The sequence below is a fragment of the Hymenobacter jeongseonensis genome, assembly GCF_015694725.1.
In the GTDB taxonomy this organism is placed as follows: domain Bacteria; phylum Bacteroidota; class Bacteroidia; order Cytophagales; family Hymenobacteraceae; genus Hymenobacter; species Hymenobacter jeongseonensis.
The window spans coordinates 191,689-211,407 of sequence record NZ_JADQDQ010000001.1; the positions used below are offsets into that span (position 1 = coordinate 191,689).

The window sequence follows — 19,719 nt, forward strand, 5'->3', positions numbered from 1 at the left end:
TCTGTCATCCTGAACGCAGTGAAGCGGAGTGAGGGACCTTTTGGAAGCGGAACGGTTAGCAGTACTTATCGACTGCCAGTTGTTCCTCTCTCCTTAGGTCCCTCACTCCGCTTCGCTGCGTTCGGGATGACAGATAAGAGGCAAATGCCAGCAACCGAGAAGATGCCCAACGCCCCCGTTCTTTGCACCACCTATGACCCCAGCCGACTTCCCCGCTAACATCACCGCCGCTTTGGCACAGCTCAGCTACGGCGAGCAGCCCGAGACTCTCTACGCCCCCATCCGCTACATCATGGGCTTGGGCGGCAAGCGCATCCGGCCACTGCTCACACTGCTTGGCGCCCACCTTTTCACCGACGACCTCAGCGGCATTATCAAGCCCGCGCTGGCCACCGAAGTATTCCACAACTTCACCCTGCTCCACGACGACCTGATGGACCAAGCGCCGCTGCGCCGCGGCCAAGCCACCGTGCACGAAAAGTGGAATCCCAACGTGGCCATTCTCTCCGGCGATGTAATGCTGGTGCGGGCCTACGAGTTGTTCCTGGACGTGCCCGCTGAGCTGCTGCCTACCATCCTGCGCCGCTTCGGCCAGACGGCCGCCGAGGTCTGCGAAGGCCAGCAGTGGGACATGAATTTTGAGACCGAAGCCCAGGTAACCATCCCGCAATACCTGGACATGATTCGCCTGAAAACGGCCGTCCTCCTCGGCTTCTGCTTGGAGCTGGGCGCCCGCCTCAGCGGCGCCACCGAAGAAGATGCCGACCACCTGCGCCAGTTCGGCACCGACATTGGCCTGGCCTTTCAGCTCCGCGACGACCTGCTCGACGTGTACGGCGACGCCGCCACCTTCGGCAAGCGGGTAGGGGGCGACATCGTTTCCGATAAGAAGACTTTCCTGCTGCTCACCGCCTTGGCCCAGGCCAACGATTCGCAGCAAACCATCCTGCGCCAGCTCATCGCCCAGCCCGTCACCGATGCCGACGCCAAGGTGCTGGCCGTGCGCAGCATCTACGACGAGCTCGAAATTCGCCCCCAGACGGAGGCACTCATCAACACCTACTTCCAGGACGCCCTCCAGCATTTGGAGCGCGTGGCGGCGCCCGCAGCCCGCAAGGAGCCCCTGCATCACCTCGCGCTCCAGCTCATGGACCGCGAAAACTAACCCACCGTGTTCAATCCCATTCTGATTCTCATCGGCCTCACGGTCGCCATCTCCGCCTACGCCTGGTCGAAAGACGAGCTCATGGATTCCTGGATACTGCAGCCCTACCGCATGGCCCGCTCCGGTGGCCAGTGGTACCGCCTGCTCACTTCCGGCTTCCTGCACGCCGACTGGGCCCACCTGCTCTTCAACATGTTTGCCTTCTACTCCTTCGGCCCGGTGGTGCTGCGGGCGTTGGCCGAAGGGTACGGCGCGGGCCTCGGCATTGGCCTGTTTTTGCTGCTGTATTTGGGCGGCATCATCCTCTCCGATTTGCCCACCTACTTCCGTCACCGCGACGACCCGGGCTACCGCAGCCTCGGCGCTTCGGGCGGGGTTTCGTCGGTGCTGTTTGCTAGTATCCTGCTTTTCCCGGTGAACAACAACGGGGGCGGCATCATCATTTTCCCCATTCCGATTCCCATTCAGCCCTTCGTGTTTGGTATTCTCTATCTGGCTTATTCCTGGTACATGGGCCGCCGCCGGGGCGATAACATCAACCACGACGCCCACTTCTATGGCGCCCTCTACGGGGTAGTGCTTCTGCTGGTCCTCATGCCCGCGGCGGGCCCGGTATTCTTCAGCCAGATAAACACATTCATTCAGTCAAAATTTTGATTATCAATGATTTGAACGAAGAATAGTAGTCTTAAATAATCTATTTAGCGAGTATTGCGTAATGGGGCAAAGACATTCTTTCACTTTCCCTCCACCCTCATGCAAACTCTTCGTCAATTTACCTCCCGCTTGCCTCTGGTGGCCCTGTTGCTGCCCATTATGCTGCTCGCTTCGTCGTGCAGCCGCTTCGACGCCGATGGCAGCCTAGCTACTTGGGGCTACGTTCTGCTGGCCCTCGACCTATTCGCCTTGTTTGATGTATTCCGTCAACCCTGGACCATTGGCAAGAAGCTTTTGTGGGCCGTTGTGATTTTCATCTTCCCCTTCGCTGGCCTCATTGCCTACTTCTTGTTTGCCGGCCGTGGCAAATCGAACACCGGAATAGTGTAGTCATCCCCCAGCTTCCCAGTCAAACAAAAAGCCCGTTGCTATCAGCAACGGGCTTTTTGTTTGTGGCATTTCGTGAGGGCTTTCTAACGGCTTCTACCGGTTCAGTAGCCGCTTCTTTTCCAGCTGGGCCACGCCCCGCAGCAGTTCGCCGCTGTTCGTGATTTCGGTCATTTGCCAATGGTCGCCCTGGCGGCGCATCTTCACTTCCACTACCATTGTGGTGTCGTATTTGGGCTGCGTCACCTCCAGGCCCACGAAGGCATTGTCGCCTTCCTCCCGGGTGTACTTGATGCCTTTGAACTCGCTTTCGGGGCTCACCACGCGGCTGGCCAGTCCAGTGAGTGAGAGGTTCACCATACGCTTGGGAGCGGCTTCGACAGCAGCCTCTAATGAGCCTGTTTCCACGTAGCGCTGCACTTCCTGGTGGGCAGCTTTAGCCAGGGTTGGCTTCAGCATGCGGAGCGCCCCGCCCATCATCAGGCCGCCGCCTGGCACCAACGACGTCAGCACTGAACCCTGCTGGGCTACGTCGTCTACCAGGTGGCTGGTTACGCTGCTCACGTCGACGTATTTCTCAAAGGCAACCATGTCGTGGGCCTGCACCGCCGCCGCCGCCGATACCAACGCTCCCTTCGGCCCATTTTTCAGGCTTCGGTAATAATAGTATCCCCCAGCACCCAGGGCAATGAGTAATACAAGCAAAAGCAGTCTTTTCATGGAAGTCGAATCAATAAGGATGAGCTGCAAAATTACCCCAAACTCGGGGTTTTGTCGGAGCTACCGTATAGCAGCCTCAGGGGCATTTTTCTTGCCTCTAAACACGTCGCATTCTCTCTCCCGGTGTTGGAGCGCACACTGCCTTCGCTCTGCGTGTTTAATCTTTCTCGTTATCCATTTTTAGTTCTTCTTCCGTGCCTCTTGCTGCCTTTCGCCCCGAAATCCACGGCCACCGCGGTTGCCGGGGTCTACGACCCGAAAACACGTTGCCAGCCTTCCTGCATGCCCTGTCACTCGGGGTCGATGTACTCGAATTAGATGTTGTCATTTCGGCCGATAACCGAGTGGTCGTGTCGCATGAGCCGTGGCTAAATCCCCTGATTTGCCTTGATGCTTCTGGTCAGGTCATCCCTCCGATAGAGGGCCAACGACACAACTTATACCGGCTTCCCTACTCCACCATCCGGCAGTGCGACTGCGGCCGGCTGCGCCATCCCAACTTTCCCGAGCAAGTTTCGGAGCCGTCTTTTAAGCCCTTGCTGAAGGACGTTTTCGCTGCTGTCGAAGCAGCCAGCCTGCGCTTGGGCCGTGCTCCTGTGGGGTACTCAATCGAGGTAAAAAGTGCGCCGCACACCGATTATATATTTCATCCCGGACCTCTGGAGTTCTTCGCTTTGGTACTCGCGGAAGTGCACGCCGCTCAAGTCTTGAATCGTACTACGTTGCTTTCTTTTGATGTCCGCATCCTCCGGTTGGCCCACCATCAACAACCCGACTTAGCCCTCTGCCTATTGGTCGAAGATGACTTGGCTTGGACGTCTAGCATCGCCCAACTCGGCTTTGTACCCACCACGTTCGGGCCCGATTTCAAGACCGTTTCACCAAAGGCTGTCCACACTTTGCGCACAGCGTTTCCTGGCCTGCGCCTAGTGCCTTGGACTGTAAATGAACGCGCGGACATGCACCGTCTCATTGCTCTAGGAGTCGACGGAATGACCACAGATTATCCAGACCGGATGCTATCTGTGATTTCAGCTTAGCAAGGGTAACACGGTGCTAGTACAAAGTACGCTTACCCGTATAAAAATGGCCTTGCTGACTACAGTAGGCCATTTTATTTTTGTAATGCGTAAAGCTTCCATGTGTTACAAGTGTACTGTGTAACGCATTTATGATACACTCAATAAGTGTAATTGTTACAGATATTGTGTTTGTAATGTTATTGTAATGTGTGCTTGGTTGTAACTTTATTGTTCGAACAAGTTTGTTTAATCAGTGCGTATTGGACATATTTGCATAATCGTTACACAACACGCATACTATGCCACACCAAGGGGAAATCCTGCAAGAAGCTATCAAAAACAGCGGTATTTCCATTACACGTATCGTGGAGGAATTGGGTATTACACGTCCCACCATTTATCGTAAATTCAAAGAAGAAACAGTTGATTACAGTATCGTAAAAAGAATCGGTGACATCATTAATCATGATTTTTCAAACGACTTTACAGTTGTTCAACAATCATCTTTACCATTTGTAACATCTGTACAAAGACCTAGTGTTACAAACGTTGTTACGCAACGTGTAACACCGCCTCAAATGACCGACGGTGACCCAACTAAGCAGCTTTTATTACTACAGTCTAAGTACATAGCCCTTCTTGAGGCCTACAATGAGCTTTTGCTAAAGGTGTACGGGCCGAAGTGACAAAAATGTTCCACGTGAAACATTTTCGTTCGGACCTCAGTCACGTGGACAACAATGCCACACGGGGGTGCATAGCCTGTTCGGTGAAGCTGAAAGGAATAGAAGAACAACAGGCGCCAAGGAGGGATACAAGGCGGCGCAATGTGAGCCTATCGATATCGTCAAGAAGCACGCCTCATGATAGCCGTGCTCGGATAGTGCCTAAAACCCCAATTCAATAGGGGCTGTTGTATGCAGAGTCGGGGGAGGAGTTTTGCTTCTCTGGAGCATATTTCGATTAAATGCGGAGAGGCAAAGCAAGGGTCGCCTGGAAGAGCCTTAGCAAGCTGTCTTGCTAGCAGACTTGGACGGAAAGCGTCCGAGTGGAAACCCAAACTGGAAGGTGCTCCTGAACGAGCTTATAGGAAGATGACTTCCTTTATCACGGTTTCGCCCACCTCGGCGTTGATGAGTTCGGCCACGCGGGTCTTCGCCATTAGCAGCTCATGCTTGAGCGGCGCAGACGTCAGGCGAACGAATAACCGGCCTTTGTTGACATAAACTTCCTGGGTCTTTAAGGCAACGGCCTTTCCCATTACTCGCTCCCAGCTCGACACCACGGTTACCTCATTGAGCTTGCCCTGGAGCCGATAGGTTCGCACCAGCGCTTCGAGCCCTTCCTTGAGAGAAATGTCGCCGGAGCGGGTAGGGGAGGAGGGCTTTTTCACGGAGCAGTCAGAGCAAGATAAAGGGCTGAATTTACCCTTTTATTGGTGCTGCAAAGGTAGCGCTTGGCAAGGGCTAAACCGGTGCGACGGTTCCATCCTGAACCCGAAAGCGGAGGATGGGAATAGTCACCCGGGCTAGCGCTTGGTCGGTTCGCTCTAGGTTGGTGTCGGTCAGAAATACTTGGCCGAAGGTCTCGTCGGCGACCAACTCTAGCAACCGGGCAATGCGCTTGTCATCGAGGCGGTCGAATATATCGTCGAGCAGCAACAAGGGTTTGTGCTGCTGCTTGGCTGCCAGCATTTCGAACTGAGCCAGCTTGAGAGCAATAGCGAAAGACTTTTGCTGACCTTGCGAAGCGTGGCTTTTTACGGGTTGCTCATCCATGAGGAAGACAAAGTCGTCGCGGTGGGAGCCGGTGGTGCTGCGCTGTAAGGCAAAGTCGCGACGCTCATTGTTGCGTAGCAATTGCGCAAAGTCTGCTCCTACTAACTGACTCTTGTAGGTGAGGGTGACGACCTCACGCCCATCGGCTAGCTGCCTGTAATGCCGTTGGAAAATGGGTAGGTACTCCGCCAAGAAAGCTTCGCGCAGGGCAGTGAGTTGTTGGCCGATGGGGGCCAACTGCTCGTCAAGCGCAAGCAGATAGTCCCGGTCGAAACCGTGAGAAGGCCGGTCGCCGCCTTGCTTGAGCACGGCATTGCGTTGGCGAAGCAGGGCATTGTAGGAAATAAGCAGTTCCAGAAACTCGTGGTCCAATTGGGCCATCAAGCTGTCGAAGTACTTGCGGCGGTCCTCGCTACCTTGGCGAATGAGGTCGGTGTCGTAGGGCGATATGAGTACCGCCGGATACTTGCCGATGTGGTCGGCCATCCGCTCATAGGGCTGCTTGTTGTGGGTAAGGGTCTTTTTCTGGCCCTGGCGCAGGCTGACCTGAATGGTTTCGTGACCAGCGTCAGAATCTGAAGAGAAATTGCCCTTAACTACAAAGAAATCAGCGCCTTGCTTAATGCAAAGGACGTCAGAAGAGGTTATCGCACTCTTAGTCAGCGACAAATAGTGGATAGCATCCAGCAAATTGGTTTTGCCACTGCCATTGTCCCCGATAAAGCAGTTGAGGCCGGGGGATAAACGCAGGGCTGCGTCGTCGTAATTCTTAAAAAAAAGCAGCTGGAGGGAGTCAAGGGTCATAAGGTTCGGTATTGCCAGCACTTTTACGTAATTTCGCCCTCCCAACGCGAATTATTCTTTTCCTTAAACGTGCTATGGCGGATACGAAAGTAAAAGCTGCTTCTAAAAAATCGACGGCAACCAATGGCGCAGCAGCTGCGACCAAAGGAAAAGCCAAGGCCAAAGCGGCAGCGCCCAGCGGTCAGCCCGACCCCGTCATGCCTGGAACCGACGCGCCCGAGATGGCCGCATCCGGCACCGACTTGTCGAAGCAAGCCAAGGCTGGCACTTCCTTTCCCAAGGAAACCTACCTGCAGTGGTACGAGCAAATGCAGCTCATGCGCAAGTTTGAGGACAAGGCCGGCCAGCTTTACGGTCAGCAAAAAATCAAAGGTTTCTGCCACCTCTACATCGGCCAGGAGGCTTGTGTGGCGGGGCAGGTATCGGCGCTGGAAAAAGGCGACAAGTACATCACGGCTTACCGCGACCACGCCCACCCGCTGGCGCTGGGCACCTCGCCCAATGCCGTGATGGCCGAGCTGTTTGCCAAAGCCACCGGTTGCTCGAAAGGCAAAGGCGGCTCAATGCACATGTTCGACAAAGAAGTTGGCTTCATGGGCGGCCACGGCATCGTGGGCGGGCAGGTACCAATGGGCGCGGGCATTGCCTTCGCCGAGAAATACAACAAGACCGGCAAGCTCTGCATCTGCTCGATGGGTGACGGCGCGGTGCGCCAGGGCGCCTTGCACGAAGCCTTCAACATGGCCATGCTGTGGAAGCTCCCCGTCATCTTCGTGATTGAGAACAATGGCTACGCCATGGGCACCTCGGTGCAGCGCACCTCGAACGTGCACGACCTCTACAAGATTGGCCTGAGCTACGACATGCCGTCGGAGCCGGTGAACGGCATGCGCGTGGAAGATGTTCACGAGGCAGTGGCCCGCGCCGCCGAGCGTGCTCGCGCCGGCGAAGGCCCCACGCTGCTCGAGTTCAAGACCTACCGCTACAAGGGCCACTCCATGAGCGACCCCGCCAAGTACCGCACCAAAGAGGAACTGGAAGACTACCGCCACCGCGACGCCATCGAAGGCGTGCGTCACACCATTCTCACGAACAACATGGCCACCGAGGCCGACCTCGAAGCCATCGACGAACGCATCAAAGCCCAGGTTGCCGAGTCGGTGGAGTTTGCCGAAAACTCGCCTTATCCCACGCCCGACGAACTGTACAAGGACGTGTACGTGCAGAACGACTACCCTTACATCCACGACTAATTAACCCGGCCCTTCCGGGGCCACCCGGCTTGCATGCAGGCCTTGTTGTAGCAATTCTCTCCGTAATGTCGAAGATTCCATTCACTGGCAAGAGCCAGCAGGCCCGTCAGGGGCAACCCGTTCAGAACGTTTCGGCCGACCCGCTGGCGCCTGCCGAAAACCTAGCGCCTGAAAACCCGCTGCTGGAAGACCCGGATGCACTGGCCGCCCGCTTGGTGGATTCGGAGAATTTTGTGCGCAACCACCGCAACGTTCTGCTCACCATCCTGGCCATTGTGGTGGCAGGTGTGGTAGGCGCTTTCGCTTTCTACACCTGGCGCACGAGCCAGAACGAGAAAGCCCAAGCCACGATGTTCCGCGCTGTGAACAACTGGGAAGCCGACTCGCTGAACAAAGCCATCAAGGGCGACGGCAAGGCTCCTGGCCTGACCACCGTGGCCAATGAGTATGGCAACACCAAAGCCGGCAACCTCGCCAACTTCTACGCCGGCGTGGCTTCGCTGAAGCAGGGCAAGTTCAAAGAGGCCCTCGACTACCTCGAAGACTTCAGCTCGGACGACTACCTCGTGCAGAGCCGCGCCTACGCCCTGATGGGCGACGCGCAACTGGAAATGAACAAGCCCAAGGAAGCGGCCGACCTCTACGCCAAAGCCGCCGACCACAACTCCAACGAGTACTTCTCGCCCGGCTACTTGCTGAAGGAAGGCACGGCCCGCGAAATCGCCAACGACAACGAAGGCGCCCTGAAAGCCTACGACCGCATCATCAACGAATTCCCCACGGCTCAGGAAGTAGCGGAAGCCCGCCAACTCAAAGCCAAGCTGGAAGGCGCCAACTAACCAATCCGTACCTCTGTTTGTCATCCTGAGCGCAGCGAAGGACCTTACCGCACCCGAACGAAACCCGTTCCTTGTGCCAAGGTCCGCCGCCGCGCTCAGGATGACTGCTTTTAACCCCATCTATGGCTACTTCCCTCCAAAACCTCAGCGAGTACGACGCCTCCACTTTCATTGACATCAGCGAAAAGCGTTTCGGGCTGGTGGTGGCCGACTGGAACCGCGAGATAACCGATGTACTCAGCGCCGGCGCCTACGACACCCTGCTCAAGCACGGTGCCAACGCCGATAACATCTACCGCAACACTGTGCCCGGCAGCTTCGAGCTGACGCTAGGCGCCCAGTTCCTGGCCCAGCATGAGGAGATGGATGCCGTGATTTGCCTCGGCGTCGTTATTCAGGGCGAAACCAAGCACGACGATTACATCTGCCACGCCGTGGCACAGGGCATCACTCAGGTCGGGTTGAAGTTCAATAAGCCGGTCATTTTTGGCTTAGTGACGACGAATACCTTGGAGCAGGCCTGGGACCGGGCCGGGGGCAAGCACGGCAATAAGGGCGTGGAAGCCGCTGTGGCTGCTATCCAAATGTTAGGTTTTTAGTATTGGGAGGAAAAGCGGCCTGGCATTCGTAACTTTGCAGCCGCAAAAACAAGCATGCAACGGCTTTAGTTAGAGGGAACAGGCTCATTGTGGAGCTGCCAAACCATTTAGCAGGTCGTCGTGTTGCCGGGTTATAGCCTCGCCCGATTCCTAATATTCCATATTCCTTTTTTAACCCTTTCGATGAACGAAGACAACATTCGCTATTCCCGGGAAGACTTGAATGAGTTCGACCAGATTATTCAAGAGAAGCTGACGGCGGCCCGCAAAGAGTTGGCGTTCATCAAAGAAACCTTGAACCGGAGCAACGACTCGGGCACTGACACCACCGCGTCTTCGGCCAAAGTGCTGGAGGACGGTGCTGACACCGCCGAGAAGGAAAGCATGAACCAGCTGGCCTCGCGTCAGATGAAGTTCATTCAGCAGCTGGAAAATGCCCAGGTCCGCATCAAAAACGGTACCTACGGCGTGTGCATCGGCACCGGCAAGCTGATTCCGAAGGAGCGCCTGCGGGCAGTACCGCACACCCAGCATTCCATCGAAGCCAAAATGGCGCGCCGCGACTAACCGTCGCAAAGGCCCGAGGCCCGAACCTGTGGGCCGGCGCTGCGGCGGCCGGCTGGCAGGTTCGGGCTTTTGCGTTTATCTTAAGGGAATGAATCATTTCGGCGGCCGCCGGCTTTAACCGGTCGGTAGCGCCGGATTCAACTCTGACCACCACGTTTTTCATCATACCGTAGCGATACGGCAAGCAACTTTTCAAGCCATGGGCAAGAAACATTTTTCAGAAGATAAGTCGGACCGTCGCGGCGGCCGCAGTGCAGGAGGCCCCGGAGGCTTCGGCGGCAACAAAAACGAGCGTTCGGGCCCAAGCGGCCCCGCTGGCCGCGGCGGCGACCGTGACCGTGGTGGCGACCGCGGCGGCTATTCCGCCGCTCGCCCCGGCAATGGCCGTCCCGCCACCAATGGCGCTTTCGGGCGCCCGGCAACCAACGGCGCTTTCGGGCGCCCCACCAACGGTGCCTTCGGTGGCGGCCGTCCTTCCGGTGACGGCGAGAAGCGCCCCTATGGCAGTAGCTACGGCGGCGGCAACCGCGAAGGCGGCAGCGGCTTCGGTAACAAAGGCTTTGGTGGTAAGAGCTTCGGCGGCGGCAAAGAATCCAGCCAGCGCGAGCCCGGCGGGTTCCGCCCCGGCGGCGACCGGCCCGAGCGCAGCGAGCGTCCTCGCTTAGGCAAGGAGCAGCGCACCGGTACCAGCTACGGCCGCACCGCCGAGCGCCCTGAGCGTGGCAACGAGCGTGGCGGTTTCGGCAGCGACCGCGGCGAACAGCGTGGTTCGGATTCGGCCCCCGCGCGTCCCATCCGCGAGTATCAGCCCAAAGAGAACTGGAACGGCCAGCCCTACCGCCGCGAAGGCGAGAAGGCCGTACCCCGTGGCCTGCCCGGCGAGCGCAACCGCAAGTTCCAGAAGAGCAACCCCAACGAGCGCGACGAGACCAGCGCACCCCGCAACAGCGGCAGCTTTGGTCGGAGCACGCCCCGCGAGCCGGAAGATTTCCAGCGCAGCGAAGAGCGTGGCCCGAACCGGCCCATTCGGTCGGCCCGTCCGTTTCAGGCGGACCCGCCGCAGCCCCGCGAGGAGCGTGCCCCGCGTGCTGATTTTGCGGGTGGCAGCGATGCCGACCGTCGTGGCGACGAAGCCGCGTTTGGCCGGAAGTTTACCCCCGGTGCTTTTGGCAAGCGCGAGAACTCCACCTTCGGCGCCAGCCGCAGCACCGGCGAACGCCCCGGTAGCTACGAGAAGCGCAGCACCGAGAAATGGACGCCCGCGCCCGGCAGCTTTGCCGAGCGCCGCGAGGCCCTGAAAGCCCAGGAGCGCAGCGTGCGTCGTTCCGGCACTGGCTACGGCAGCGCCGTAGACAAGCCCCGCGCTGCTCGCCCGGCCGTGCAGGAGAACCGTGCCGACAAGCCCCGCTACGGCGAGCGCCCCGGCGAAGCTCCTGACTACAAAAACCTGAAGCACTACGAAAACGACAAAACCCGTGGCAACAAGCGTCGCCGTGAGGAAGAGGAAGATTTCGGCACCGACGAACTGCGCCTGAACCGCTACATCGCCAACGCCGGCATTTGCTCGCGCCGCGAGGCCGATACGCTGATTGCAGCCGGCGAAATCAAGGTGAATGGTGAAGTGGTGACGGAAATGGGCTACAAAGTGCAACCTGAAGACACCGTGCAGTACGGCAAGACCAACCTCAACCGTGAGAAGTCGGTGTATGTGCTGCTGAACAAGCCCAAGGACTTCATCACGACTACGGAAGACCCCGAAGGCCGCCGCACGGTGATGGACCTCGTAGCCAGCGCCTCGAAAGAGCGGATTTTCCCCGTGGGCCGGCTCGACCGCAACACGACCGGACTGCTGCTTTTCACCAATGACGGGGAGGTAGCCCAGAAGCTCTCGCATCCTTCGCACAAAAACAAGAAAATCTATCAAGTCGAACTCAGCCAGCCCCTGGCCGAGGAGGACTTGCGCAAGATTGCCGAAGGCCTGGAGCTGGAAGACGGCAAAGCCACTGTGGACGACGTGGCCGTAGTAGCCGGCAACCCGCACTTCGTGGGCATCGAAATCCACATTGGTCGCAACCGCATTGTGCGCCGCATCTTCGAGCACCTTGGCTACGAAGTGGTGGCCCTGGACCGCGTGCAGTACGCTGGCCTCACCAAGAAGGACCTGCCCCGCGGCAAGTGGCGCTTCCTAAGCGAGCAGGAAGTTATTCGGATGAAGTACTTTCTGTAAGCAACCTAAGTACTTTCAGTCCCACTAGACCGTCATGCTGAGCGGAGCCGAAGCATCTCGCGTGCCACCACTAATCCAAACAATTGAGTTAGTGGTGGCACGCGAGATGCTTCGGCTCCGCTCAGCATGACGTTTATTTTTAATTCTTATCTAGCCAAACCACTTGCGTACTCTTGCCCTTGACATTGGCAACACGGCCGTGAAAGCCGGCTGTTTCGATAGCTCTCGGCTGGTCGAAATGCAAGCGGGCCTCACGGCGCCGGAGGTGCTGGCGCTTACACAGCGCTGGCAGCCGGAGCACTGCATCATTGCCTCGGTAGCGGAAGATGCCGCGCTGCAGGCGGATGAGTTGCGCAAACTGGTGCTGGGAGAAGTTCTGACCTTTTCGCCGGCCACTACGGCCGTCCCATTGCGGAATGCCTATGCCACCCCCCATACGCTGGGGGCTGACCGGCTAGCGGCTGCAGTGGGTGGGGCGGGACTACGGCCCGGGCAGCCTACGCTCATCGTGGATGCGGGCACGGCCCTGAAATTTGACTTTGTCTCGGCCGATGGCACGTACCACGGCGGCAGCATTGCGCCGGGGCTTGGCATGCGGTTTCGGGCGTTGCACACGTTCACGGGGCGGCTGCCGTTGTTGGAGCGGCCAGCAGCCAATGCAACGATTCCGCTCGTGGGAGACTCCACTACGGGAAGCATGCTGAGCGGCGTGGTGAACGGCATCGTGGCCGAAATCATGGGGTTCATTGCTCAGTATCAGCGGCTCCATCCCGGTCTCGGGGTGTTGCTGACGGGAGGCGACGCTACTTTTCTGGCGGCCCGGCTCCCGGCTCGTATCTTTGTGGTGCCTGAGCTGGTGCTGCTCGGCCTTAATCGGATTTTAGCTTATCATGTTGTCAAATAAAGAGATGGGTTGCCTGCGTTTGGGCTTGGTGTTGGCGGGAGTGGTTCTGGTTGCTATGAATGGCGCGCAGGCGCAGGGCTTGGGCAACTCGCCGTACTCCCGCATCGGCCTAGGCGAATTCAACGCCAACACCGGCGGCGTGCGCCAGATGGGCATGGGCGGCGTGGGCCTAGCGGCACCTAACCCCACGAACGTGAATGAGTTAAACCCGGCGTTGCTGTATTACACGGGCCGCACCACGTTTGAGGCAGGTTATAGCGGGCAATACAAAACCGTGAAAAACGCGGCTTCGTCCAGCCGCAGCGGCAGCGCCAACCTGGGCTATTTGGCCATGTCGGTGCCTTTGAGCAGCAAGTGGGGCGCGGCCGTGGGCCTGAAGCCACTGAGCGCCGTGGACTACGAATCGAACACCGTGCGCCCGGTAATCGGCGCACCGAATGCCACGGATTCCGTGTTGACGCAGTACCGCGGCACGGGCGGAATTTCCGAAGCGTACTTCGGCCAGGGCTTTCAGATTTCGAAGGGCTTCACGGTTGGCGTTACGGCTTCCTATATTTTTGGGGTGGTCGATGAGACTGTTGGCACCATCGTGAAGGTTACCAATAGCACCGCGTCGGTCAATTCAATAACCCGAACCCATACGCGCTACTCCGACTTTGCCTTCCGGGCCGGGGCGCACTACCGGCACAAGCTGGGCAAGGACCTCAACATGAACGTGGCGGGCGTGTACAGCTTTGGGCATAACCTGCGTGGGCAGCAGTCCGTGGAGCAGGAGCAAGCCAATGTCGACGGTACGCTCATTGCGCCTTCGACGACCCTAAGCGACGGGCGCGGCAGCACTGCGGTTCCCATGCTGGCCCAAGTCGGCTTTAGCCTCGACAACGACAAGAACTGGAGCATCAACCTCGATGCTTCGCAGCAGCAGTGGTCGAAGTTCAACAGTTTCGGCCAGCAGAGCACCTCGCTCAACAACACTTGGCGGGTGGGCTTGGGCGGCGAAATTGCCCCCGACCCGGGTTCGGTTGAGCATTACTTCCAGCGGGTGACGTACCGCGCCGGCGTGAGCGTTGCGCAGATGCCATACCAGTTGGATGGAAAAACCTTGTACGACCGCGCCATCAGCTGGGGTTTTGCCTTCCCGTTGCCCACGGCTACGCCTCTGGAATCCACTACGTTCAGCCTGGGCTTTACGTACGGCGTACGGGGCAATACCGACATTCTCAACGCCACCACGGGCAGCAGCAACGTGCAGGAAAACTACATCCGCGGCCAATTGGGGGTGACGCTCAACAACCGCTGGTTCATCAAGCGGCGCTTGCAGTAACGGCCACGCATTAATCAACTCAAACAACTTGCACGCATTCCGAGACAGGTGGGGAAGTGGGGGCGTGCTGCTGGTGCTGGCCTTGGCGGGCTGCGATAAAAAAGCGGCCACCGGCCCGCGGCTGGTTTATACCGGCCCGCTAATGGAAACCACCAACGTGCGCACCCTGGTCAGCGACTCGGCCAAGCTCAAGTTTCAGCTCACCGCCCCGCTCGAACAGCAGTTTGAAAACGGCGACGTGCTCTATCCCAAGGGTGTGCAGGTGACCTTCTATTCGGCCGATGGCAAGCGGACCGTGGTGAACACGCTGACGGCCAAGTACGGTAAAGCCGACAAAGCCAAAAACCTCTACATCATGCGCGGTGACGTGCGGGTAGTGAACATCCCCCAAGAGCAGCGCCTCAACACTGAGGAGATGTTTTTTGACAAAACCAAGCAGCTGATTTACACCGATTCGGCCACGTTTGTGAAAGTAACCACGCCCACCGAGTACGTGGACGGCTATGGCCTGACGGCAAATCAAAACTTTTCCCGCTACAGCTTGAAAAAGGTGACCGGGGTATTTGCCGCGCCTGCAGCGGGCACGGCAACTCCCGCAAAATAGGGCCGGGTGGCACCACCCCGCTCCGTTGGCGGTTTGAAAAATAGAACGGCCCGTAAAATTCCTCCCCATGACTTTCGATAAATCCTTATTGCGCACCGTCCTCTTTTCGGTGGGCGTGGTGGCGCTGGTAATTGGCATCTACCAGACGTTGCTGTTCAACGACATAGCGGCCAATTACTGGATTTTCATGATTGCCATGTTCTGCTGGATGCCGCTGCTGTACTGGCGGCAGCAAGAGCGGTTGGCGGCCAAAATTGCGGAGGAGCAAGCCCGGCTGGCCAAGCAAGCGCGGGCCAAAACCCCCACCAAATCTAACCGGAAGCGCCGCTGAGGCACATTTTGAGGACGTACCGGCGTCGCAGCCGGCAGCTAAGATAAAATCTGCCGCTGCCTTTGCGAAGGACTTAAAATCAGGTAAAACTTTGATTCCCGGTCAAATTCTGGTTATTTTGCGCCTCTTTTGACCCTACTCAACGGGTTGTTAGTTGCTCGTTAGCAGTTGTCAGCATGCTCTGGCTACCTGCTGCCGGCCACTCATAACCGACAAATAACAGACAACCGACAACTACAAGAATGGCTTTAATTAACACGATTCGAGAAAAATCAGGCGTGGCAGTCGGCCTCGTGGCTATCGGCATGCTCCTCTTTATTGTGGGCGGCGACCTGATAGGCGGCAACAACCGGCTCTTCAATCGCAACGAGACCGTGGTGGGGGAAGTAGCTGGCCAAAAGGTGGAGCTCGAAGACTACAACAATGCCCTGGAGCAAGCCAAGCAGGCGTTTATTTCGCAGCAGCAGCGCCAGCCCGACGACCAGGCCATGGGCTACCTGCGCGACCAGGCGTGGAACCAGACCATCTACCGCTTGGCGTTCAAGCCGGAATGGGACAAGCTGGGCTTGACTGTATCGGATGACGAGCTGGTGGACATGGTGCAGGGCGACAACATCAACGCCGGCATCAAGCAGGCATTTACCAATCAGCAAACCGGCCAGTTCGACAAGGCGCGCCTGATTGATTACCTGAAAAACCTCGACAAACTGCCCCCCGAAACGCAGGCGGCCTGGTACAATTTCGAAGCCAACCTGCCCGCCGAGCGCATCGCCAACAAGTACAACGCGCTGTTGAAAAACTCGGTGTACGTGACCACCGCCGAAGCCAAGCGTTTTAACACGCTGCAGAACACCAAGGCGACGGTGAAGTACCTGTTCGTGCCGTATGCCAGCATTTCCGACTCGGCCGTGAAAGTGACCGACGCCCAACTGCAAGCGTACCTCGACAAGAACAAGAGCAAGTACAAAGTAGAAGACGGCCGCTCGGTGGAGTACATCACCATTCCGGTGGTTGCTTCGAAAGAAGACAGTACTGCCGTGAAAACCACGATTGCCGAACTGGCAACCCAATTTGCTTCGGCTCCGGTGGATTCGCTGTTTGTGATGGCGAATTCGGAGCAGCCCTACACGAAGGCCTTCCGTAGCCCCGCCGACCTGCCCGAGGAGTTGCGCAAGCAGCTGCCCTTGGCCCAAGGCAAAATCTACGGTCCTTACGCTGAAAACGGCACGTACTCGCTCTACAAAGTGACCGGCGTAAGCGCCGGCAAGGACTTGGCCGCCCGCGCCAGCCACATCCTCATCAAGGCCGACGGCGCCACGCCCGAAGCCAAAGCCGCCGCCAAAACCAAGGCGCAGGATATCCTCAACAAAATCAAAGCCGGCGCCGACTTTGGCGCCATGGCCCGTCAGTTCGGTACCGATGGCACCAAGGACCAGGGCGGCGACCTTGGCTGGTTCGGCCAGGGCCGCATGGTGCCCGAGTTTGAGAAAGCCATTTTCGCGGCCACCGCGCCCGGCCTGTTGCCCAACCTCGTAGAAACGTCGTTTGGCTACCACATTATCAAAGTAACCGCCGCTCCCACCAAGCAAACCTACCAGGTAGCCGAAGTGAAGAAGAGCATTGCCCCGACCGATGCCACCCGCGAAGCCGCCTACGCCAAAGCGCAGCAGCTGAAGGGCGAAGCCACCGACCTGGAGAGCTTCCGCAAGCTGGTGACCAAGGACAAAACGCTGGTAAAGCAGGAAGCCAAAAACCTGGACCGGGGCGCCCGCAACGTAAACAACCTGCAAAATGCTCGTGAACTCGTGCGTTGGGCCTTTGGCTTCAACCAGACGGGCAGCGAAACCAAAGTAGGCGACATTTCTGAGGTCTACGAAATTGGCGACCAGTACGTCATTGCCGCCCTCACCGACGAGCGCGCCAAAGGCACCGCTTCGGTTTCGGCTCTGAAAGAAGAACTCTCGGCTGGCGTGCGCAACGAGGAAAAGGCCAAGCAAATCCTGGCCAAGCTGCCCAAAACTGGCACCCTGGAAGACATGGCAGCCAAGTATGGTCCTACCGCGCAGGTGGGCGTTGCCCCGGACGTAACCCTGGGCCAGGGCAACCTCGCCAACGTGGGCTTTGAGCCCGTAGCCGTGGGCAAAGCCTTCGGCCTGAAGCCCGGACAGAAGTCCGCTCCAATTCAAGGCGAACAGGGCGTATTGGTGATTGAGCCGGTGAGCGTAGCCGCTCCCACGGCCGCCGCTACCGACCTGAAAGCCGTGCAGCAGCAGCTCGTTCAGCAGCGCGCCCAGCAGCAGGACGGCAAGATTTACGAGGCCATCAAGGCCAAGTCGAACGTACAGGACAACCGCACGAAGTTTTTCTAGGACGTCAATTCCTGAATTTGAAAAGGGCCGTACCTTCGGGGGCGGCCCTTTTTTGTTTTTCAGCGTCATTGCCCTGCCTTCGAAACAACGGAAGGCACTGTTGGCTTTTTTGTTGAACGAACGGCGCCAAGCCCAGCGTTTAAGCCCACGGGCTGCCGCTTGGCAGCTAGCTCATGTCCTCCGCTTGAACCGACTCCTGAATATATGCGTCCGCATTTCCTAGTAGTAGCCGCTTCGTTTTTGTTGGCTTTGCCGGCGCAGGCTCAGCAACCCGACAAAGCCTGGGCGCCGGTAAGCGGTACCGCTTTGGCCAATGACTACGCCCGCCGGGGCGAGCACGACAAAGTGGTGTTTCTGTTGGAAAAGCTCCCCGCCGCCGAGCAAACCAGCCCCACCGTATTTCCCGTGTATCTGGCCTCGCTGCAAGCCTTGAAACGGCACAAAGACGCCGAGAAGCTGGCGAAAAAAGCCATGAAGCAGCACGCGGAAGATGCGACCCTGGGCGTGGCCTTGGGGGGCGTGTATGCGGCCGCCGGCGATGCCCCGGCCGCCGAAAAGCAGTGGCAAAAAGTGTTGAGCCAGCTTGTCCCGTCGCAGGTGCAGCCCGTGGCCGCCGAGTTCAGCCGCCGCGAGCTGCCCCAGTGGGCCGAGCGCACGTACCTGCGCGGCCGGGCGCTGGCCAAGAACGACACGGAGTACGCTCCGCAGCTGATTCAGCTCTACACCCAAAGCCAGAACCAACCCCAAGTGCTGGCTGAGACCTTGCGCCTGATTGCGCTGGATGAAAAGCAGCTGCCCTTTGTGCGCAACATGCTGCAAAACGCCCTGCGCGAGGAAAAGGATTTTGACGCGCTGGAAAGACTGTTGCTCACGGCTACGCAGGAACACCCCGACCAAGCTACCTACAGCGAACTGCTGCTGTGGCTGCAAATGCAGCGGCGCGACTTTGCCGGGGCGTTGGTGCAGGCCCGCGCGCTGGACCGGCGCGGGCGCGGCGAGGGCGTCCGGGTAATGGAACTAGCTGCCATTGCGCAGCAAAACAAGGACTACGAAAGCGCCATTGAGGGCTTTGGCTACGTGGCCCGGGAATACCGCAACGGTCCTTACGGCAATGTGGCCCGCCAGCGGTTGCTCCAGGCGCGCGAGGCGCAGGTGCGCGAAACCTATCCGGTGGATTTAACCAAAGTGCGCGCCCTGGTCACCGACTACGAGCAGCTGCTGACCGAGCAGGGCCGGACCCCCGACACGGCGCCCGTGCTCCGCAACCTGGCCAACCTGCACGCTTTCCAGCTAAACGACCGCGCCAAGGCCATGACTTTGCTACAGGAAGTAATTGACATGCCCCGGGCCAGCAACGACGTGGTGGACGAAGCCAAAGTCACCCTCGGCGACCTGTATTTGCTGAAAGGAGAGCCCTGGGAAGCCACACTCCTGTATTCGCAGGTCGAGAAGTCTCACAAAGACTCTCCACTTGGCTACGAGGCCAAGCTGCGCAACGCCCGCCTGAGCTACTATGCCGGCGACTTTAAGCTTGCGCAAAGCCACCTCGACATTTTGAAAGAAGCCACCACGCGCGAAATCGCCAACGACGCCATGCAGCTCTCGCTGCTGATTCAGGACAACACCGTGGAAGACACGCTGGGCCTGGGCCTGCGCGCCTACGCCGCTGTGGAGCAGCTCGTGTTTCAGAACAAGCTGAAGGAGGCCATAGCGGGCCTGGATGTGCTGCTGGAGAAGTTCCCTGGTCATTCCCTCGCCGACGACACCTATTATTTGAAAGCCCAGCTGCAGCGCCGTACTGGTGACTTCACCGCCGCTACAGCCACGCTCGAGCGCATCACCAATAATCCCAAGTACGACGTGCTGAGCGACGATGCACTGTTCTTGCTGGCCCGGATTCAGGAGGAGGACATGAAGGACAAGGGGAAAGCCCAGGAACTATACAACCAAGTAATCACCAAATACCCGGGAAGTATTTACGTGGCCGAGGCCCGCAAGCGGTTCCGGAAACTGCGCGGCGATGGCGTGTAGCGCCCATGCGGCGGCCTTAAGCTGCCGCCGGATTACCCAAAAAACACGAACATCAGGGCCAGCGCCACAATAAACACCACGTACATCAACCCATCGGAAAGGATGTATTGGCGGTACTTGCGGTAGAATTCTTGGAGC

The 19,719-nt window shown here is 58.3% G+C and carries 19 protein-coding genes; 16 read left to right on the plus strand and 3 right to left on the minus strand.

Annotated elements, in window-relative coordinates; all coding sequences use genetic code 11:
- The first annotated feature begins 193 nt into the window (after positions 1-193).
- The 3 genes from I2I05_RS00790 to I2I05_RS00800 all read left to right on the plus strand — a co-directional run bounded on the left by I2I05_RS00790 (position 194) and on the right by I2I05_RS00800 (position 2,212).
- Positions 194-1,165, plus strand: a complete 972-nt coding sequence (locus I2I05_RS00790) for a polyprenyl synthetase family protein (protein WP_196280309.1) — start codon at positions 194-196, stop codon at positions 1,163-1,165.
- Between the two features lie 6 nt (positions 1,166-1,171).
- Entirely contained in the window at positions 1,172-1,822 is a 651-nt protein-coding gene (locus tag I2I05_RS00795) for a rhomboid family intramembrane serine protease (protein WP_317192292.1), read from the plus strand.
- Positions 1,823-1,921: 99 nt separating this feature from the next.
- On the plus strand, positions 1,922-2,212 hold the full coding sequence (locus I2I05_RS00800) for a PLDc N-terminal domain-containing protein (protein ID WP_196280310.1): 291 nt from the start codon (positions 1,922-1,924) through the stop codon (positions 2,210-2,212).
- 93 nt (positions 2,213-2,305) lie between these two features.
- Here the strand turns inward: I2I05_RS00800 and I2I05_RS00805 are convergent, their stop codons facing one another.
- The gene (locus I2I05_RS00805; RefSeq protein WP_196280311.1) at positions 2,306-2,929 is read right to left on the minus strand and encodes a hypothetical protein; all 624 of its coding nucleotides are present in this window, start codon (positions 2,927-2,929) and stop codon (positions 2,306-2,308) included.
- 194 nt (positions 2,930-3,123) lie between these two features.
- Here I2I05_RS00805 and I2I05_RS00810 point away from each other — a divergent pair, with 194 nt between their 5' ends.
- The gene (locus tag I2I05_RS00810) at positions 3,124-3,969 is read left to right on the plus strand and encodes a glycerophosphodiester phosphodiesterase family protein (protein WP_196280312.1); all 846 of its coding nucleotides are present in this window, start codon (positions 3,124-3,126) and stop codon (positions 3,967-3,969) included.
- 281 nt (positions 3,970-4,250) lie between these two features.
- Positions 4,251-4,637: a helix-turn-helix domain-containing protein gene (locus tag I2I05_RS00815; protein WP_196280313.1), complete on the plus strand. Its 387-nt coding sequence runs from the start codon at positions 4,251-4,253 to the stop codon at positions 4,635-4,637.
- Between the two features lie 398 nt (positions 4,638-5,035).
- On the opposite strand, the gene I2I05_RS00820 is transcribed toward I2I05_RS00815, so the two are convergent.
- Both I2I05_RS00820 and recF read right to left on the minus strand, forming a co-directional pair.
- Positions 5,036-5,344 (minus strand): DUF721 domain-containing protein, encoded by a 309-nt coding sequence (locus tag I2I05_RS00820; RefSeq protein ID WP_196280314.1) that lies wholly within the window; start codon positions 5,342-5,344, stop codon positions 5,036-5,038.
- 73 nt (positions 5,345-5,417) lie between these two features.
- Entirely contained in the window at positions 5,418-6,533 is a 1,116-nt protein-coding gene (gene recF, locus I2I05_RS00825) for a DNA replication/repair protein RecF (RefSeq protein WP_196280315.1), read from the minus strand.
- 221 nt (positions 6,534-6,754) lie between these two features.
- On the opposite strand from recF, the gene pdhA reads away from it, so the two are divergent.
- The 11 genes from pdhA to I2I05_RS00880 all read left to right on the plus strand — a co-directional run bounded on the left by pdhA (position 6,755) and on the right by I2I05_RS00880 (position 19,581).
- Positions 6,755-7,786, plus strand: coding sequence for a pyruvate dehydrogenase (acetyl-transferring) E1 component subunit alpha (pdhA, locus tag I2I05_RS00830; protein WP_196280842.1), 1,032 nt, complete (start codon positions 6,755-6,757; stop codon positions 7,784-7,786).
- 65 nt (positions 7,787-7,851) lie between these two features.
- Positions 7,852-8,625 (plus strand): tetratricopeptide repeat protein, encoded by a 774-nt coding sequence (locus I2I05_RS00835; RefSeq protein WP_196280316.1) that lies wholly within the window; start codon positions 7,852-7,854, stop codon positions 8,623-8,625.
- Between the two features lie 122 nt (positions 8,626-8,747).
- Positions 8,748-9,224 (plus strand): 6,7-dimethyl-8-ribityllumazine synthase, encoded by a 477-nt coding sequence (ribH, locus tag I2I05_RS00840; RefSeq protein WP_196280317.1) that lies wholly within the window; start codon positions 8,748-8,750, stop codon positions 9,222-9,224.
- A 183-nt stretch (positions 9,225-9,407) separates the two neighbouring features.
- Positions 9,408-9,791 carry a TraR/DksA family transcriptional regulator gene (locus I2I05_RS00845; protein ID WP_196280318.1) on the plus strand — a complete coding sequence of 128 codons (384 nt, stop codon included), beginning with the start codon at positions 9,408-9,410 and terminating at the stop codon, positions 9,789-9,791.
- Positions 9,792-9,990: 199 nt separating this feature from the next.
- The gene (locus I2I05_RS00850) at positions 9,991-12,018 is read left to right on the plus strand and encodes a pseudouridine synthase (RefSeq protein WP_196280319.1); all 2,028 of its coding nucleotides are present in this window, start codon (positions 9,991-9,993) and stop codon (positions 12,016-12,018) included.
- 163 nt (positions 12,019-12,181) lie between these two features.
- The gene (locus I2I05_RS00855; protein ID WP_196280320.1) at positions 12,182-12,922 is read left to right on the plus strand and encodes a type III pantothenate kinase; all 741 of its coding nucleotides are present in this window, start codon (positions 12,182-12,184) and stop codon (positions 12,920-12,922) included.
- Positions 12,909-14,246: a porin family protein gene (locus tag I2I05_RS00860; protein WP_196280321.1), complete on the plus strand. Its 1,338-nt coding sequence runs from the start codon at positions 12,909-12,911 to the stop codon at positions 14,244-14,246. Before I2I05_RS00855 ends, I2I05_RS00860 begins: the two co-directional genes overlap by 14 nt.
- 28 nt (positions 14,247-14,274) lie before the next feature.
- Entirely contained in the window at positions 14,275-14,850 is a 576-nt protein-coding gene (gene lptC, locus I2I05_RS00865; protein ID WP_230688066.1) for an LPS export ABC transporter periplasmic protein LptC, read from the plus strand.
- Positions 14,851-14,917: 67 nt separating this feature from the next.
- Complete coding sequence (locus I2I05_RS00870; protein WP_196280322.1) at positions 14,918-15,181, plus strand: hypothetical protein; 264 nt, start codon at positions 14,918-14,920, stop codon at positions 15,179-15,181.
- A 242-nt stretch (positions 15,182-15,423) separates the two neighbouring features.
- Entirely contained in the window at positions 15,424-17,550 is a 2,127-nt protein-coding gene (locus tag I2I05_RS00875; protein ID WP_196280323.1) for a peptidylprolyl isomerase, read from the plus strand.
- 204 nt (positions 17,551-17,754) lie between these two features.
- Entirely contained in the window at positions 17,755-19,581 is a 1,827-nt protein-coding gene (locus I2I05_RS00880) for a tetratricopeptide repeat protein (protein ID WP_196280324.1), read from the plus strand.
- Positions 19,582-19,719: the final 138 nt, after the last annotated feature.

Coding starts and splice junctions, on each gene's coding strand:
- I2I05_RS00790 (WP_196280309.1), top strand. CDS start 194: ATGACCCCAGCCGACTTCCCCGCTAACATCACCGCCGCTTTGGCACAG.
- I2I05_RS00800 (WP_196280310.1), top strand. CDS start 1,922: ATGCAAACTCTTCGTCAATTTACCTCCCGCTTGCCTCTGGTGGCCCTG.
- I2I05_RS00805 (WP_196280311.1), bottom strand. CDS start 2,929: ATGAAAAGACTGCTTTTGCTTGTATTACTCATTGCCCTGGGTGCTGGG.
- I2I05_RS00815 (WP_196280313.1), top strand. CDS start 4,251: ATGCCACACCAAGGGGAAATCCTGCAAGAAGCTATCAAAAACAGCGGT.
- recF (WP_196280315.1), bottom strand. CDS start 6,533: ATGACCCTTGACTCCCTCCAGCTGCTTTTTTTTAAGAATTACGACGAC.
- pdhA (WP_196280842.1), top strand. CDS start 6,755: ATGGCCGCATCCGGCACCGACTTGTCGAAGCAAGCCAAGGCTGGCACT.
- I2I05_RS00835 (WP_196280316.1), top strand. CDS start 7,852: ATGTCGAAGATTCCATTCACTGGCAAGAGCCAGCAGGCCCGTCAGGGG.
- ribH (WP_196280317.1), top strand. CDS start 8,748: ATGGCTACTTCCCTCCAAAACCTCAGCGAGTACGACGCCTCCACTTTC.
- I2I05_RS00845 (WP_196280318.1), top strand. CDS start 9,408: ATGAACGAAGACAACATTCGCTATTCCCGGGAAGACTTGAATGAGTTC.
- I2I05_RS00850 (WP_196280319.1), top strand. CDS start 9,991: ATGGGCAAGAAACATTTTTCAGAAGATAAGTCGGACCGTCGCGGCGGC.
- I2I05_RS00860 (WP_196280321.1), top strand. CDS start 12,909: ATGTTGTCAAATAAAGAGATGGGTTGCCTGCGTTTGGGCTTGGTGTTG.
- I2I05_RS00870 (WP_196280322.1), top strand. CDS start 14,918: ATGACTTTCGATAAATCCTTATTGCGCACCGTCCTCTTTTCGGTGGGC.
- I2I05_RS00875 (WP_196280323.1), top strand. CDS start 15,424: ATGGCTTTAATTAACACGATTCGAGAAAAATCAGGCGTGGCAGTCGGC.
- I2I05_RS00880 (WP_196280324.1), top strand. CDS start 17,755: ATGCGTCCGCATTTCCTAGTAGTAGCCGCTTCGTTTTTGTTGGCTTTG.